Here is a 15,559-nt window from a genome sequence, read left to right on the forward strand (position 1 = left end):
CCTCACTTTTTTATCTGCCTTTTCATTAACGTTGAATGTTAATACTGTTACTTTTTTTATTTTTCATGAAATTTATTTTTCCTCAATTATATGTAATTTAAGAAATATTCCTTGCCAAAGAAAATAAAATTAGTATTGTACGCATACAAATATTGTAAATATTTGGTTAAAATTATATTCTTTGCGAATGAGTGTTAAGCACGATTCTGGCCGCGGTTGATGCCGTAAAAGTATTCCAGGGTGGCGGTAAAGCTTTATTTTGCTTTGGTGGATTACCGGTAAGTACGTTGCAATAACACAGCATTTGAAATAGTTGGCCTGGAGGAAAATGAAATGTCTGAAGAGCAAAAGCAGAAGTGTCCTGTCGATTGGAATCCCCGTGATGAATATGCCATCGATCATCAAATCGAAGTCGCTGATGAGATGCGGGCTAAATGCCCGGTTGCGTACAGTGAGTTTTTGGGCTGGTCATTATTTAGTTACAAGGATGTGGTAGAGGCCAGCCGCAATGTTGATGCGTACAGCAGTGGTGTTGGTACCGTTGAAGAAATTCAACAGTTTATAAAAGAAAAAGGCGAGGCGCCTGCTATTCCTTTGCGTCTTGATTCTCCGGCGCACAAAGATTACCGGATTATGATGAATCCGTATTTTTCGATGAAGCGGATGAAGGAGTTTGAACCTTCCAGTCGCGAACTGGCGATAGAACTTGCTGATAACATTATTGCCAAAGGAAGCGCTGATGCGGTTGCTGAATACTCAGATCCTTATCCAGTACAGTCTTTGTGTCGTTTACTGGGGTGGGATGCTAATGACTGGCGGTTAATTAAAGAGTGGACAACCACCAATGAGCGGGCACGTGTGCGTGGTGATATGGAGATGCTCAAAGAGGTTAATACCAAGTGGGATGCCTACATCATGGATGTTGTGCGTGCTCGTCGTATTAAGCCGGAAGAAGACATTTCCAGCTGGTTACTGGAGCAGGAGAAAGCCGGTAAACCCCTTGATGATGCGATTATAACCGGCATTTTGCGCCTGCTTTTACATGCCGGACACGGCACAACCACAGCATCTATCAGCAATGTAATGTATCACCTTGCTATCGATCAGGATATGCAGGCGCGGTTGCGCGCAGATCCGAGTCTTATCCCCCGTGCGTCAGAAGAAATATTGCGTGTTGACGGTCCACTGGTCGCTATGCCTCGCTTCATGAAAGAGGAAGTTGAGCTGAATGGCCGTAAATTATGCCCTGGTGACACGGTAAACATGATGTACCTGGGCGCAAACCGCGATCCGGAAGTCTTTGAAAATCCAACTGAGATTGATATCGACGCAAAACGTGCCCCGCATTTGATTTGGGGAACGGGTCCGCATGTTTGTCTGGGAATGCCGCTGGCTAAACTGGAACTACGTGTCGCCCTTGAAGAAATTCTTAAGCGGACAAAGTCATTCCGTTTACAGGACGATGTTGAATTACGTCGACTGCGTTACCCGGGCAATAGTCATAAAGCATTGCCTATGGTATTTGAGCCTGCATAATACCTTAATGGTCTGCAGCACAGAATAATGAGGGGCGGATGCGCAGCCCCTGAACGTTGTTGCCTGTTGGCCATAGTAATTAACCAGGCAGTAAAAAAATCCGATATCGGTCGCTGATATCGGATTTTTATTGTTACCAGTAAATGCTTTGTCTGGTCGACTGACTTACCAGCCGCACTGGCGGCCTTTATTTTGCTCATCCAGCCAGGTCTTTAACGGCTGGAAGTAATTCACAATAGTACTGGCATCCATCTGCTCAGTGCCGGTGAGGGTTTTAAGAGCTTGTTGCCAGGGCTGACTCTGACCCATTTCCAGCATTGCGTTAAGCGCTTTACCGGCTTCCTCACTGCCATAAATAGAGCAGCGGTGTAATGGCCCCTGATCGCCAGCCACTTCACACAACGCTTTGTGAAACTGGAATTGCAGAATATGCGCCAGGAAGTAGCGGGTATAAGGTACGTTAGCCGGAACATGGTATTTAGCGCCCGGGTCGAAGGCATCAGCATCCCTTGCTACCGGTGCCATTACGCCCTGGTACTGCTCCCGAAGTTGCCACCACAGCTCATTATACTGTTCGGGGGTTACTTCACCAGCCATCACTTTCCAGCGCCACTGATCAACCATTAAGCCAAAGGGAATAAAAGCAATTTTGTCCAGCGCCGTTTGTAACAACATGCCGATATCGTTGGATGGATCCGGAATGTCGTCAATTAAGCCAATTTCCTTGAGGTATTTTGGCGTAATGGATAACGCGATGGTGTCGCCGATGGCTTCGTGGAAACCGTCGTTAGCTGAGTTTCGATACAGCAGGGGTTCGGTATTGTAAGCACGCTGATAATAGTTATGCCCCAGTTCGTGGTGAATAACATTAAACTCTTCGCCGGTAATCTGGATACACATTTTAATGCGCAGGTCATCTTTATCGTCAACATTCCATGCCGATGCATGGCATTGCACGTCACGGTCGGCCGGTTTACTAAACTGTGAGCGCTCCCAGAATGTCTCGGGGAGTTGTTTAAACCCCAGCGAGGAAAAAAATGACTCAGCCTGCTTTACCATTTTTATTTCATCGTAGTCCTGATCGCGCAGTGCTGCGGTGACATCAGGCACATCCATTTCTTGCTCAGGCTTGACCAGATCGTAAATGTTGCCCCAGCTTTGCGCCCACATATTACCCAACAGGTGAGCCGGGATCGGTTTGTCCTGAGGTACGATATCTTCGCCATAATATTCACCAAGCTCGGCTCTTACATGGCAATGAAGGGCGTCATAAAGCGGTTTAACCTGATTCCATAATCTGTCCAGCTCTACCGGAAAATCATCCGCTGGCATGTCGTATTTGCTGCGCCATAATTCACTTACGTTAGCGAAACCCAGCTCCGCAGCCCCTTCGTTAGCAATTTCAACCTGTTCGGCATACAGACCTTTCATAGGTTTAGCTACTTCGCGCCAACCCTGCCAGTATTCAAGCAGTAAATCGGCATCCCTTGATGTGGCCATTTGCGCGCTCATGTCAACCAGACCTATACAGTCTTCCTCTTCACGGCAATAGGAGCCTTTGCCATACATGCCGTCCAGTTCTGAACTAATGAAGGCCAGGCGCTCAGATTTCATTGGGTTAGCCGGAGGCGGCATGGTGAGCGCATTTCGAATTAGATCCAGTTTTCGGCGCAAGTCTGCATCAACTTCCACGTCGTTAAATTCTGCAGCCTGTTTGGCCAGCTCTGCAACGCGATTCGCAAAGAGTTCCGAAATATAAGCATTTACCGTTGCTGTATCGGTATTAATATTGGTGGCATATAACCAGGCCGCTTTAGCCGCCGGCACCTGCATTTTTTCTATTTCACGTTGCGACGATTCTACAAAGGTAGCCGCATCTTCTGCTGTGAACATTGGGCCTGGTTGGGTGGTTTCCTGGGACGTTTCCTGGGCGGGCTGACAACCTGTCAACGCTGCGATTAATCCCAGTGAAACTAAAGAAAGACGGGTCTTTTTCATTTTGTTTCTCTCGTTAGTCGGACTTATTTCAGCAAGCTGCTGCAATATCCTTGTTGTTATCATTCGTGCTGACATTACCAGCAGGCACGATCAGGTATTTATCCCGATAACCACTGTAATCACAAAGCGCTGTAATGCCAATAGATAAGGGCGTTTTAAGCTGAGTGGTGTGATGTAAAACAAATAATTGCTGCTGTAGCGAAAACGGTTTCCTTAGCGGGTTCCGGTGATGCCTGGTGTAACCTGGCTTATTAGTTTCTGGCAGCCTTAACTAGATTCGTTTTAAGCAGCACTGCTTAAATTTTTTACCACTATGGCAAAAGCAGGCGTCGTTGCGACCAACTTTAACGATGTCGGTGTCGGGGTGCATTACGCCTGTGGTATATCGCCACTCATTGTCTTCTACAACAAAGTCACTGGTTTCATGCATCAGGTAAAGTTTATGTTTGAGTGCATAAAAGGCTTTAAATTCGACCTGAGCTTGTAAGCCCGGCTGGGGAGAGGATGAGTTTGATTGTGTAACAATGGCCAGGTATAGCCATTTTGTACCTGCTGCGCTTTCTCGTAAGGCATCTTCCGTCAGGGTTTCCCGTTGAGCCTTAGCGTAGGTGTTTAAAATGTAACGCCAGTCACCTGTACAATAGGCACTGTAGCGGGAGCGCATCAGCGCCTCTGCCGATTCTGAAACAACTAACGCTTTATGTTTAGGTTCGCAACACTCGCTATAGGGCTTATTGCTACAACAGTAACAGTTCACAGCTTTACCAGGGTAATTAACTCAGCCCGTAGTGTACGTATTGTTAAACCGATTACCAAGGCCCTTGTAAAATATTACCGGCGTCTTTGTCGTTAACTGACACTGCTACCAGAGAAACTGCATATTGTTCGCACAACTGTTTAATCGACACTCTTTCTTCTGGCGTCAGCACTAAATCTTCTACATAAATAGAGCGACACTGACCGCTGGTAATTAACCGCCGGATCCATGCAGGTACTTTTTCCTGATCAGGTTTTTGAATACGGATTGCATAATCTACATCCTTCTGAAATGCCACCGAATTTGACAACAAATAAGACCAGCCTTTGTTAGCCCCTGCATTTCTGGCTATACGCTGAGGAAACTGAACGATGTTACTGTCGGATTGATAAGTAATTGCAGTCGTCATTTCTTTGTCCTGTTTTTCCATACAGTGTGTATGTGTATACAGTAGTTGTATGTAAAACAACTTGCAAGTCTTTTTTGCTACTTTTTTAAACGATATGGGTAACAGCCAACTATCGCTTGTGCTTTTTTTGCGATTCTTGCTAAGACGATAAGCAATAATTCCTTGTAATACAGGCTCTACAGCAAGGGGGTACTGATGGTTTTTTTGTCTATGTATAAGTGAGTTACGCAGGTAGGGATTTAGGGACTGGTATTCTTTCCTCACAAAATCTTCAGCGTGATTCAGCCAATCGAGCCGTAACAACGTAGCGTAAGGGAGGGTTGGTGTTCAGCCCATCAAAGGGATAGCAGGTTATCAATAACAGCTGGTCCTGAGCAGGGTTAATAAGCCATTGCGTTGTTCGGGTATCAATAACGTTTGTCGATGTCACTTCATAGTTTAGCCACTTTCCTGATCGGCTTTGCAACGCAAATTTGTCGCCAGGGTGCAGGTCGGCGAGGAGGCTGAAGTGAGTATCACGGTGGCCATGAATAACCATGGTGCCGGGCGCCTCGGGAAGTGCAGTACCATCTGCGAGTCCCGGACCGAACGCCAGCGCAGTATCAGTACTGCCGGCCAACACATATAACTGTTTTTGCAGGCTGGTAAAATCCAGCCTGGCAACTGGCCAGGTGTCAGCCCAGGCCCAGGGCTTAGTGTTTTGGCCGCTGTGCAGACTCTGCTGCCAGGCGCTGGCAATTAAGTACTGTGCCAGCAGTGCTTTGCTTTTTATCCACAGCGTATTCCCCCAGCACAGGGTTATCAAAACCAGTAACCCAATCATTGTGAGTCGTTTTAGCAGTGCAGAGCGAGTTGCATTGCTAACGGAGCAAAGTTTAGCTGCCTGCTGATGCACCGGCTTTTCCTTTATGCAGGCTTAGCACACCCAGTAGCGAACAGCCCAGTAACCCGAGCCAAAAGCTCAGCGTTGCCGTACTGGCGGTTTGGGCAAACATAACTGCCTGCTGGGCAGAGCCGGCGGGCATAACGTTAGCAATCGACTGGCTTCTTAACGGCGACTTGATGGGGCGGGCAGGGGAGCTGTCAATGGCGATAAAAGCGGTATAGCGGGTTAATAAGCGATGTTCCAGTGCGACTCCAAGCACTAGATTGCGTACGGTGTCTTTATCCAGAGAGCCTGTTCTGCCCTGATCTTCGAGTTCGATAATTTTGTGCCGGGCCCACAGGGAGCCTATTGCTGTGGCTGCGGTTGTACTGGCTCCATTAATTGTAGTTTGCCAGTGCTTATCGGCCTTGTCGCCCTGTACCGGTAACTGCTCAATCGGCTGAGGTAGTTTAGCAAAGGAGACCAGGGCTTCGTTATAAAACAAATCGGCCGGTTTGGCTGGATAGGCTTCAGCAGTGAGTGGCCAGCCAATCTGAATGTTAGTGGCGACGACATGATTTAATTTAGCCAGCAGGCGCGTTATTCTTTGCTGTACTTCGTTGGTTGAACCAATCAACTCAAAACTGCCGCGGCCTAATTGCGCCGCCTTACGCATAAAGAAAGCATTTGGCGCGCTGCCAATGCCAACGGTAAACAATCTGGCGTCGTGACCGGTGGCCGTAATCAGGTCAAACAGCGCTGCTTCGTTTCCAATAGCACCATCGGTTATAAATACAATTTGTTGTAATCGCTCTGTCGCCCGAAGCTGGTCATACGCGGCTTGCATCGCCGGATACATCTCTGTGCCACCATCTGCTTGTAACGAGGCTACCCAGTGTTGGGCGACGGGCTTAATGTCACTGTTTGCGGCTACCACACGGTCATTAAACAGGTTGAACTCATCATTAAATGCAATAATATTAAAACGATCATCTGGCGCTAGCTGTTCAATGGCCTCAGCCAGGCTGGCTTTAGCCTGAATAATCGATTTACCTTGCATAGAACCTGAAATATCGATCACAAACAGGATGTCTTTGGCCAGGGGCTGTTTTACCTGTGCTGTGGGGGGGATCATCATCAGCATGGCATAGGTCTCATTATCCTGGGTTTGCTGAAACAGCGCAGCGCGAGGCACGTTGGCCGCTACGGGCTGCCACTGAATAACCACATCCCGGTTCATTTCTTCCTGTTTGCGGGCAAAACTAAGCTCATAGTGCTGTGGCGTTTGTTGCACCGCCAGTTCATGGTAAAGGCCCTTTATTGCTGCCAGTTCCATCCCCGCTTGCAGGGTGACAGAAAGTTGCAATGGATTTTGCGGCCCGTCACTTAAGTTGGAGTCAGTCATCGGCGGCGTAATAAGTTCGGCGTCCGGCACCTGATCAGTGGCCATGGCCCAGCCCGATTGATTAGTAGTCAGGGTTGGATCATTGCTGTGTGGCACTTCCTGGGGGAGTAAAGAAACGCCTGGAATATATCTTGGAGTGAGCGTGGTAGGTAAACGCCACTCAAACAGGCCGTCCTGGTAACTGACTCTGTCGATAAAGGTTAAGGTAACCTTTATGCTCTGATGCGGGGCAATGTTAGCCACTTTTTGTGTAAACAGATTGTCCCGTTGTTGCATTGTCAGCGCGGCTCGCTGTCCGGCTGATTTAGCCTGGTTATACAGGACCTGTGCGGCTTTTCGTTCTTTGATTTCGCCGCTGATGCGGCGTTCGCCAATTTGCATTTCCATTTGCTGAATAGCTGCCGTCATCGGCAGGGGAAACACATAGGTGCCTTCTGCCCAAATGTCGGATGCATTGCGAAAGTGCTGCACATACTCTGTGGTAACAACCAGTCCGTTAATGATAGCAGAAACCTCGGTTGCCAGATGCACAGCGTGGATTGCCTGGCCTGAAGCTGATGTTAAGCGAAATTGCCCGGCCTGAACCATGGCAGATTCATCTGCTCTGGCAACCAGGCTTAAAAGGGTGGCGGCTATCGTCACTATGAGAATGACCAGCCACCAAAGCCAGGCTCTGGATTTGCGTCTGGGTTGTGGGTCAAAGATCAGGTGTTTCGGAATGCGTTTTGGGTACATGAGCTGACTGGCTGGTTAAATGATAAGGTCATTCAATCAGCAAAACATGTCACCTCACTGCATCAACTATGGTGTTTTTATTACCAACTATGGCGAATCATGGCAACTTAACGGAGATTAGCTAAATCCAGTCACAAGCTGTTACATCCTGGGACTTGCGCTAAATGCTGCACCCGGCTTAAATCAACCAATAAAGTAAATTTAAAAGCGGGATTTCACATGTCCACATTTAAACGAGTTAGTCTGTTAGCCGTGTTACTTCTGGGAGCCTTAGGGTTTTATCAGGTCGGGTTTCAAAGCGGCGCTCTGTTATTTTTGGCACTGGGTGTGGTGCTTGAAATCAGCTTTTGGTTTGGTGTGTTTAAATGGCAGAAAGCAAAGTCCGAAGATTAGTGACTTCAACCAGTGTCCTGACATTGTTGAAATGTCTGACGATAGCGGCTCGGTGAGATTGACAGAAATTTTTTAAAATTATGCCGCAGTGTAACAGCATTATCAAAACCTGCACGACCGGCGATCTGTTCGATTGGCAACGACGTGGTTTCCAGTAATTGTCGGGCAATCTCAAGTTTACGTTCACACAACCATTGATGCGGGGTTATTTTAAATTGCCGGATAAACTGACGGTCAAATGTGCGACGGGTCATATTTGCCTTTGATGCTATTTGGTCAATCGTCAGGCCCGGGCCAGCATTTTTAACAGCCCAATCCATAACCTGTGACAATGCAGAACTTTTTTGCCCGAGAGGCCGCTGCACAAACTGCGATTGACCACCGTCCCGGTGAGCCGGGAGTACCATTCTGCGGGCCACGGTATTGGCATACTCATAACCAAAATCTTCGCGGATAACCGCTATTCCCAGATCAATTGCCGCGGCACTGCCCGCAGAACAGCCAATTTTCCCGTCGTACCAGTACAGATTATCATCGCGGTAGCTAACGTGCGGAAACCGGGCTTTAAACTGCTCCGCATAGCGCCAGTGGGTAATAGCTGTCCGTTGGTTTAGCAATCCTAAGGCAGCCAGTAAAAAGGCGCCGGAGCAAAAACTAATAATTCTTCCACCATTGTGATAGTGCCTGAGCACCTCGCTAGCCAGTTCCTGACTGACAGTGGATTGTGTTACCGGAAAGCTTGGAATCACTAATAGATCGGTATCAGGCAGGGTGGTGACCCGTGGACACTGAAACTGCGTGTTACCCAAACCAGCAAAGTTATTACTACCGAGGGTAACCGTTTGCGTAGTGTACCAGTCGGAAAATTCCGGCCTGGGTAACGCAAAGAGTTCAGTTGCACAGCCTAGTTCAAACAAGGATAGCTGCTCGCAAAGGAGGATGGTTACCTTAATCATCGTCTCACGCATAAATGTCCATATGTTATCGATAATAGTCAATTTAGACAGTTTTGGCCAGAGCAATAAGTGTCAATAATAAGTCTGACATTAACCAGAGGATTTCAATATGTATTCAAACGTTATTCGCCCGGCACCGGCAGACAGCAACGAAGCACTGGCTCATTTTCAGCAATTACTCAGATTTGAAACTGACTGCTGGGACGTACACTACGCAATCAATCATGATCTCATGGACTTTGTGTTGCTGGATGTGCGCGCGGAAGAGGTTGCCAGACAAGGGTATATTGCTGGTGCCACGTTTTTACCTCATGCAAAAATTAATCAACAGGCGCTGAGTGAATATCCTGCGGAGACTATTTTTGTGGTTTATTGCGCAGGTCCACACTGTAATGCTACAGAAAAAGCGGCAATACGACTGGCCAGATTAGGTCGTCCGGTTAAAAAAATGATTGGCGGCGTAACTGGTTGGCTGGACGAAGGTTTCGAACTTGCTCATGACTAATAAAGTAATTATCAGGTCGGCGGAAACGCGGGATATCGCTGCGGTTCTGCCCTTGATGCACAAACTGGCAGAGTTTGAAGGATACCGCCATCAGTTTAAGGTGACGGCGTCTTCGTTGCGAACCATCATTGAGCAAAATAACGACACAGGCATCGTGGTAGCAGATTCTGCTGATGCCATCGTGGGTTATCTGGCTTACTACTACTTACCCTTTACCTATGACTTATCGCCCTGGCTGGTGATCAAAGAATTATTCGTTTGTGCGAATGCTCGTAACAGGGGCGTTGGTCAGGCGCTTTTTGCCCAGGCTCGCCACCTATGCGCAAGCAAAGGTGGGCACAAAATAAAATGGGAAGTGTTAACGCAAAATCACAATGCGCAACGCTTTTATCAGCGCTGTGGTGCGCAATTAGAGGATGAATGGCGGATTATGTCGCTGCGTGTTCCACCTGCCTAGCGGGGCGCGAGACATGTAAGCTATCACAGACCATAGGCTTACCATGGATATCCTGGGCAATAACCTGTTTATCACTTACCAAAAAGATCACGCGTTTACTTATTTCAAAGTTGGTAAAATGGCCGCATTTGCCGCTTAGGACGGAATGATCGCTAAGTTCGAAACGATAGGTATATTCACCTTCGCCCGGCAGTAAAGAATACGATAATTCTTTGTCTTCGCCGTTTTGTAATTCGCCAAACTTCAGCTGTTCTTTCGCTAAGCTAATAGTGGCTTCGATAAGTTTATGATCTGAGCTGTTAGATAAGCTGATCCGTGGTGAAGATATTTGATAAGCCCAGAGTAAAGTAGCGATAGCGGCGCCAGCAAACAATATCACTTTCAGAGACATTGGACTCTCCAGCGATTACAGGCAACATCTGAACTCAGAAGAAAATAAAAAGAGTGAGTCATCATTCGTTCCATGAAGCAAAGAAAAGAAGTAACACAAAATCCTTGTTGCCCGTTTAATATTGCAGCGATTTGCGCATAAATCAAGCTTTGTTGTTATTTTCTAGTTACTTGGAATCATCCTTAAGGTAAATAAAAATTCTCTCAGGCGGGCGCAGGCGCAGCTTAGTTTTTACGTTTACCGCGTCTGGTCCTAAAATTTTGTAACCGGGGCAGTAAAATAATCAACGCTAACCCCCAGTAAATCAGCGGTTCCTGTAAGCCGGTTTTCCGTGACCAGCTAAAGTGTAACAGCGCCAGAAGCAGGGCTATGTAAACGGTGTTATGCAGTGATTGCCAGCGCTTGCCCAGCTGCTGACGGACTCTGTTGGGTGAGGTCATCGTGAGTGCCAGCAACAGCAACAAAGCCGCCATTCCCACTGTAATATAGGGGCGTTTAATAATTTCACTGACCACTAAAGACCAGTCAAACTGCAGCTCGAAGCTGATATACGTTAGCAAATGGACAAACGCATACACAAACACGTACACCCCCAGCATACGTCTGAGGCGCATTAGGGCCGGGGCGGGAAGGTAACGCGCGGCAGGGCTTATCAGTAATGTCAGCAGCAATAAATTAAGGGCACCAATACCGGTAAAATGAATCAGTGCCTTCACCGGGTCCGCGCCGAGGTTGTCGTTAATTCCGGCATAAAAAGTTACCAGCAACCAGGCTAAAATAACCCCGTGTAGTGCCACTTTAACCCCGCGCAGCTGCCAGAGAGAAAGCTTGAGTGGTTTGCTCAACAACGTCATGATGATTTAGTAATACCGGGTGAGATCCATGTTGGTGTACAGCGGTGCCACTTCGTGATAACCGTTAAATTTTTCGGTAGCTATTCGGTTTTGCGAAAACAGCCCGCCCTCGGTAATTCTGCGTTCGCTGGCCTGACTCCAGCGGGGATGGGCCACATCCGGATTAACGTTCGCATAAAAGCCATATTCATGGGCGGCCAGGCGATTCCAGGTGGTTGGTGGCTCGCGATCGGTCAGGGTAATACTGACAACGGATTTTATACTCTTAAAACCGTATTTCCATGGCACAACCAGGCGGATTGGCGCGCCGTTTTGTGGCGGCAGCGTTTTACCGTAAACACCCACAGACATTAATGTTAGCGGATGCATGGCTTCGTCCAGTCGCAAACCTTCCACATAAGGATACTCAATTCCTCCGCCAATAAACGGATTTCGCTGGCCGGGCATTTGTTTGGGATCGAACAGGGTTTTAAATGCCACATACTTAGCCGAACCCAGCGGCTCGGCAAAACTAATGAGTTTATTAAGCTCAAAGCCGAGCCAGGGGATTACCATCGACCAGGCTTCCACACAGCGCAGGCGATACACCCGCTCTTCCAAAGCAAATCGCTGCAAAATATCGTCGTAACTCAGTGTTATGGGCTTGCGAACCATGCCGTCAATTTTAAGTGACCAAGGGTCAACCTTAAACGACTGAGCGTTTTCGACGGGATCATCCTTGCCGGTACCAAACTCATAAAAGTTATTGTATGAGGTTACTTTGGCATAGGGCGTCATGCTCTCGTCGGTAGACAGCGTGTCGTTGCGGGTAAATTCTAAGGTTTTGGCTGTAAAAGCAGGCTTATCCTTGCTAAACCAGCCCGCAGAGGCCGAATTACTCAGCAGCGCACCAGCGCCCAAAAAACCCATGGACTTAAGTAAACTGCGTCTTGCAGCAAACACTGATTCGTCAGTAATGTCGCTGCTTTTGAAGGTTTGGGAAGGTTTAAATTGCTTGGTCATAAGCCTTTGCTTGTTTTAGGTATTTTCACTGGTTACGAATTAAGACCAGATAAAGCACAAAAAAATTTCAACACTACTGGCATTAGTTGATTTTTGATGATTATTTCGTACTATGACTGAACGGGTCAGAAAGAAGGCATACCAGAGCCCGGGCTTTCCGACAATGCATTACATCATCAGGGTAAGGATAATTTCACATGGTTGTGGCAAAGGGTAGTGTTGTTTTGTCGGGGTTGTTTTTGCTTGCTTCGTGCACCTCCACTCAGGAGGCCTGGTCAAACTACAAACCTTCCGAGTACGTTTATGTGGTGACTGAAGGCGTGGATCCGGAGCCGGTATTAAAAGAAAGCGGCGTTAATTATTACTGTGAAGAGGCGGAATACACCTCTGACGGACTAAACAAAGCCTGTTATGTCGAAAAGTCACTGGCCCAGAAAACCGACGAATTCAAACGTTCCCTGGCTGATACGCCGGTTGCCATGGCTAAGGATTTCATTGTGATTGGCAAGGTCACGCTGGAAGCGCTGGTGCATTTTACCGTAATACGCTAAGCCAAATCACAGCAAAGCAGCTATCTCCATCACGCAGAAAGTTAACGTCTGCGTGACCTGGCGGATTTTCTTTTCGGGCCGTCATGCTGACCCAGTGCTTTTGCCCGAAGGCTTTTTTTGGACGGTTTGCGCTTTGTATTACTGGTGGGTTCCGGCGCCGTCAGATGAGGTTCAAAACCGGGTTCCCATTGCAACATAAAATGTTCGCCAGTCAGTTTTTCGATATCTTCGAGCAGATACTTTTCCTTGGCAGAAACCAGAGATACGGCAAGCCCGGCATGACCGGCCCGGCCGGTGCGGCCAACCCGATGAATATAGTCTTCGGCGTTATAGGGCAGCTCATAATTTATCACACACTGGAGCTGTTCGATGTCCAGCCCCCGGGCGGCGACATCGGTTGCAACCAGCGCACGAACCTGATTAGTTTTAAACGCCTCCAGTCCACGCTCTCTGGCTCCCTGGGATTTATCACCATGCACCGGCGCGGCGCTGATGCCATCTTTTTCCAGTTCTTTGCACAGCTCATCCACGGCCTGTTTGGTACGGGTAAAAATTAACACCTGTCGCCAGTTTTTCGCACCAATTAAATAGGCGGTGAGCGCCGCTTTTTGAGGGTTATTTACTTCATAAAAACGCTGCTCAATCTGACTGGCTGTGGCGTTTCGTTCTGCTACCTCTATGAGTTTAGGTTGATTAAGCAGTGTTTTACTTAATGCAAAAACCTCATCGTTAAAGGTCGCCGAGAAGAACAGGGTTTGGTGTGATTGGGGTAACTGTTTCAGGATGCGTTTTATATCAATAATAAATCCCATGTCGAGCATGCGATCCGCTTCATCAAGCACCAGGGTTTTTATTTGATTGAGGTCGATTAGCGACTTAAAAGCCAGTTCTAACAAGCGCCCCGGTGTAGCAACCAGAATGTCACAGCCGGCATTCAGGGCCTCGATTTGCGGATTAATACTGGCACCACCGTAAGCCACTACCGTATTGATCCCCAGTCCTGCACTGTATTTTACAAAACTTTGGTGTACCTGTTGCGCCAGCTCCCGGGTTGGCGTGAGTACCAGCACCTGTATAGCGCGAGGCGATAGCTCAGTGGTGATAAGGTGTTGAATCAGCGGTAGCGCAAAAGCTGCGGTTTTCCCGGTTCCTGTTTGCGCGCCGGCCATGACATCGTGGCCAGCCAGAACTTCGGGTATGGCTGCCTGTTGGACTGGAGTGGGGGTGTTGTAGTCCAGGCTATCAAGAACTGCCAGTAAGTCCGGATGCAGGCCCAAAGAGGAGAATGTCATAAACAAGTACCGCGTGGTGAATAGAAACGGCGCTATTGTAGCACCGAAACGTCCCTTTGCTGAGTCAGCGTTGAGTTAAAGTGAAAGCGTGTCCAGCACGCCGCCACGTTTGGGCACAAACATATTGGAGTAAAGCCGGGCAGCAAATTCGTCTGTCATGCCTGAAATGTAATCAGCAATAACACGATGGCCATTGTTTTGTTCTTCAGCCTGTAACCAGCGGCTACGGGTATTTTCTGGCAGCAGACGGGTAGGATCTGAGCTGAATGCCTCAAACAGTTCCATTACCACCTGCTGACCTTTGTATTCCAGCAACTGAACTTCCGGCTTGCGGATCACCTTGCGATAAACAAACTGTTTAAACAGCGCAAGGGCTTCGCTGTGATGATGAGGTAATACGGCCTGATAACGCAGCAGCGGATGGGTAAATAACGGGTTTTCCTGGATAAGAATTGCCGTGATGAAACAATTGACCAGCGCGCCAATGGCGTTTTTGCGTTCGTATTGTTCCAGGCTGAACAAGCGATCGCCAAGTTCACTGATAGCACCCGATAGCCACGGCACTTGCAGGTCTTGCAGTGGTGTTGCCAGCTCTTCGATAAACTCAGGGCGTTTGACCATGCCCATAACAATGGCATCTTCCAGATCGTGGATGCCATAGGCAATATCATCGGCCAGCTCCATGACGCTGCAATCAAAGGATTTATGCCGGGTTTTACTGTGCTTTGCGTCTAATGTATCGAAAGCCATAAAGGCATCACGTTCTTGTGGTGGCAGTGGATCCAGTAACCAGTCAAACAGGTTTTCATCACAACGAAACAGCCCTTTAGGCGGGTGCCATTGTTCGGCTTTTACCCGCCGCATGCTGGTTTTCTCTGTCGGCATCATGGCCTTATTGGTCAGTGTGTCAATAAAATTAGGGTATTTAACCAGCCCCAAAACACTGCGACGGCTCAGGTTCATGCCGTGTTCGGCGGTGTAAGGTTCAAGACGCGTTACTATGCGAAAGGTCTGGCCATTGCCTTCAAAGCCGCCATGTTCATGCATCATGTAGTGCAGCGCAATTTCACCGCCGTGACCAAAGGGCGGATGACCAATGTCATGGGCCAGACAAAGGGTTTCTATCAGGTAAGGATCCAGACTGACATATTCTGTTAAGCGGGGAAACTTGCCCTGTAACTGGGCGGTTATCCCGGTGCCGATCTGAGCAGCTTCCAGCGAGTGGGTGAGTCGGGTGCGGTAAAAATCACTCAGGCCAACGCCCAGTACCTGGGTTTTTGCCTGTAAGCGGCGAAACGCGGCTGAATGAAGTACCCGTGCCTTATCCCGTTGAAAAGGCGAACGGTGGTCGCCGTCGCGAGCCTGAGTGCGCGGCAGACGACGCTGCCACCACTGTGTTTGCCAGTTGCTGTCGTCGCTAAAGTCGTCGGGCGTGGTTGGCATTAGGTCAGGC

16 protein-coding genes are annotated in these 15,559 nt (G+C 48.2%); 5 read left to right on the forward strand and 11 right to left on the reverse strand.

What is annotated here, in order from left to right; all coding sequences use genetic code 11:
* Positions 1-333 precede the first annotated feature (333 nt).
* The gene (locus BFC17_RS03465) at positions 334-1,536 is read left to right on the forward strand and encodes a cytochrome P450 (protein ID WP_070175072.1); all 1,203 of its coding nucleotides are present in this window, start codon (positions 334-336) and stop codon (positions 1,534-1,536) included.
* 165 nt (positions 1,537-1,701) lie between these two features.
* Here BFC17_RS03465 and BFC17_RS03470 read toward each other — a convergent pair whose 3' ends face one another.
* From BFC17_RS03470 to BFC17_RS03490, 5 genes are all read right to left on the reverse strand, one after another.
* Positions 1,702-3,534, reverse strand: coding sequence for a M2 family metallopeptidase (locus BFC17_RS03470; RefSeq protein ID WP_070175073.1), 1,833 nt, complete (start codon positions 3,532-3,534; stop codon positions 1,702-1,704).
* A gap of 271 nt (positions 3,535-3,805) precedes the next feature.
* Complete coding sequence (locus BFC17_RS03475) at positions 3,806-4,291, reverse strand: YchJ family protein (RefSeq protein WP_070175074.1); 486 nt, start codon at positions 4,289-4,291, stop codon at positions 3,806-3,808.
* A 52-nt stretch (positions 4,292-4,343) separates the two neighbouring features.
* Complete coding sequence (locus BFC17_RS03480; protein ID WP_070175075.1) at positions 4,344-4,700, reverse strand: hypothetical protein; 357 nt, start codon at positions 4,698-4,700, stop codon at positions 4,344-4,346.
* A gap of 271 nt (positions 4,701-4,971) precedes the next feature.
* Entirely contained in the window at positions 4,972-5,595 is a 624-nt protein-coding gene (locus BFC17_RS03485; RefSeq protein ID WP_229681076.1) for a class GN sortase, read from the reverse strand.
* A complete protein-coding gene (locus BFC17_RS03490) occupies positions 5,576-7,705 on the reverse strand; it encodes a marine proteobacterial sortase target protein (protein ID WP_070175076.1) in 2,130 nt (709 codons plus the stop codon). Before BFC17_RS03490 ends, BFC17_RS03485 begins: the two co-directional genes overlap by 20 nt.
* 219 nt (positions 7,706-7,924) lie before the next feature.
* Here BFC17_RS03490 and BFC17_RS22495 point away from each other — a divergent pair, with 219 nt between their 5' ends.
* Positions 7,925-8,098 (forward strand): hypothetical protein, encoded by a 174-nt coding sequence (locus BFC17_RS22495; protein ID WP_175439522.1) that lies wholly within the window; start codon positions 7,925-7,927, stop codon positions 8,096-8,098.
* Between the two features lie 5 nt (positions 8,099-8,103).
* Here BFC17_RS22495 and BFC17_RS03495 read toward each other — a convergent pair whose 3' ends face one another.
* Positions 8,104-9,066 (reverse strand): helix-turn-helix domain-containing protein, encoded by a 963-nt coding sequence (locus tag BFC17_RS03495; protein WP_217494008.1) that lies wholly within the window; start codon positions 9,064-9,066, stop codon positions 8,104-8,106.
* A gap of 97 nt (positions 9,067-9,163) precedes the next feature.
* Between BFC17_RS03495 and BFC17_RS03500 the strand changes: the two genes are divergently transcribed.
* Together BFC17_RS03500 and BFC17_RS03505 are read left to right on the forward strand one after the other, a co-directional pair.
* Positions 9,164-9,559, forward strand: a complete 396-nt coding sequence (locus BFC17_RS03500; RefSeq protein ID WP_070175078.1) for a rhodanese-like domain-containing protein — start codon at positions 9,164-9,166, stop codon at positions 9,557-9,559.
* Positions 9,552-10,016, forward strand: a complete 465-nt coding sequence (locus tag BFC17_RS03505; protein WP_070175079.1) for a GNAT family N-acetyltransferase — start codon at positions 9,552-9,554, stop codon at positions 10,014-10,016. The genes BFC17_RS03500 and BFC17_RS03505 overlap by 8 nt, the downstream gene beginning before the upstream one ends.
* Here BFC17_RS03505 and BFC17_RS03510 read toward each other — a convergent pair.
* The 3 genes from BFC17_RS03510 to msrP form a co-directional block, all read right to left on the reverse strand.
* Positions 9,988-10,407 (reverse strand): hypothetical protein, encoded by a 420-nt coding sequence (locus BFC17_RS03510; RefSeq protein WP_070175080.1) that lies wholly within the window; start codon positions 10,405-10,407, stop codon positions 9,988-9,990. The two genes, BFC17_RS03505 and BFC17_RS03510, sit on opposite strands and share 29 nt — an antisense overlap.
* A 224-nt stretch (positions 10,408-10,631) precedes the next feature.
* Positions 10,632-11,261 carry a protein-methionine-sulfoxide reductase heme-binding subunit MsrQ gene (locus BFC17_RS03515; protein ID WP_070175081.1) on the reverse strand — a complete coding sequence of 210 codons (630 nt, stop codon included), beginning with the start codon at positions 11,259-11,261 and terminating at the stop codon, positions 10,632-10,634.
* A gap of 6 nt (positions 11,262-11,267) precedes the next feature.
* Positions 11,268-12,263, reverse strand: coding sequence for a protein-methionine-sulfoxide reductase catalytic subunit MsrP (msrP, locus tag BFC17_RS03520; protein ID WP_070175082.1), 996 nt, complete (start codon positions 12,261-12,263; stop codon positions 11,268-11,270).
* Between the two features lie 197 nt (positions 12,264-12,460).
* On the opposite strand from msrP, the gene BFC17_RS03525 reads away from it, so the two are divergent.
* Positions 12,461-12,814, forward strand: a complete 354-nt coding sequence (locus BFC17_RS03525) for a hypothetical protein (RefSeq protein WP_070175083.1) — start codon at positions 12,461-12,463, stop codon at positions 12,812-12,814.
* A 41-nt stretch (positions 12,815-12,855) separates the two neighbouring features.
* On the opposite strand, the gene BFC17_RS03530 is transcribed toward BFC17_RS03525, so the two are convergent.
* Both BFC17_RS03530 and BFC17_RS03535 read right to left on the reverse strand, forming a co-directional pair.
* Complete coding sequence (locus BFC17_RS03530) at positions 12,856-14,106, reverse strand: DEAD/DEAH box helicase (RefSeq protein WP_070175084.1); 1,251 nt, start codon at positions 14,104-14,106, stop codon at positions 12,856-12,858.
* 75 nt (positions 14,107-14,181) lie between these two features.
* On the reverse strand, positions 14,182-15,549 hold the full coding sequence (locus tag BFC17_RS03535) for an anti-phage deoxyguanosine triphosphatase (protein ID WP_083271556.1): 1,368 nt from the start codon (positions 15,547-15,549) through the stop codon (positions 14,182-14,184).
* Positions 15,550-15,559 lie beyond the last annotated feature (10 nt).

This window comes from Marisediminitalea lipolytica (genome assembly GCF_001758465.1).
GTDB classification, from domain to species: Bacteria; Pseudomonadota; Gammaproteobacteria; order Enterobacterales; family Alteromonadaceae; genus Alteromonas; species Alteromonas lipolytica.

Bases quoted from the DNA above. Each gene is read 5' to 3' on its own strand.
- BFC17_RS22495 (WP_175439522.1), top strand. From the start codon at position 7,925: ATGTCCACATTTAAACGAGTTAGTCTGTTAGCCGTGTTACTTCTGGGA.
- BFC17_RS03480 (WP_070175075.1), bottom strand. From the start codon at position 4,700: ATGACGACTGCAATTACTTATCAATCCGACAGTAACATCGTTCAGTTT.
- BFC17_RS03515 (WP_070175081.1), bottom strand. From the start codon at position 11,261: ATGACGTTGTTGAGCAAACCACTCAAGCTTTCTCTCTGGCAGCTGCGC.
- BFC17_RS03470 (WP_070175073.1), bottom strand. From the start codon at position 3,534: ATGAAAAAGACCCGTCTTTCTTTAGTTTCACTGGGATTAATCGCAGCG.
- BFC17_RS03535 (WP_083271556.1), bottom strand. From the start codon at position 15,549: ATGCCAACCACGCCCGACGACTTTAGCGACGACAGCAACTGGCAAACA.
- BFC17_RS03530 (WP_070175084.1), bottom strand. From the start codon at position 14,106: ATGACATTCTCCTCTTTGGGCCTGCATCCGGACTTACTGGCAGTTCTT.
- BFC17_RS03500 (WP_070175078.1), top strand. From the start codon at position 9,164: ATGTATTCAAACGTTATTCGCCCGGCACCGGCAGACAGCAACGAAGCA.
- msrP (WP_070175082.1), bottom strand. From the start codon at position 12,263: ATGACCAAGCAATTTAAACCTTCCCAAACCTTCAAAAGCAGCGACATT.
- BFC17_RS03495 (WP_217494008.1), bottom strand. From the start codon at position 9,066: ATGCGTGAGACGATGATTAAGGTAACCATCCTCCTTTGCGAGCAGCTA.
- BFC17_RS03490 (WP_070175076.1), bottom strand. From the start codon at position 7,705: ATGTACCCAAAACGCATTCCGAAACACCTGATCTTTGACCCACAACCC.
- BFC17_RS03505 (WP_070175079.1), top strand. From the start codon at position 9,552: ATGACTAATAAAGTAATTATCAGGTCGGCGGAAACGCGGGATATCGCT.
- BFC17_RS03510 (WP_070175080.1), bottom strand. From the start codon at position 10,407: ATGTCTCTGAAAGTGATATTGTTTGCTGGCGCCGCTATCGCTACTTTA.
- BFC17_RS03525 (WP_070175083.1), top strand. From the start codon at position 12,461: ATGGTTGTGGCAAAGGGTAGTGTTGTTTTGTCGGGGTTGTTTTTGCTT.
- BFC17_RS03465 (WP_070175072.1), top strand. From the start codon at position 334: ATGTCTGAAGAGCAAAAGCAGAAGTGTCCTGTCGATTGGAATCCCCGT.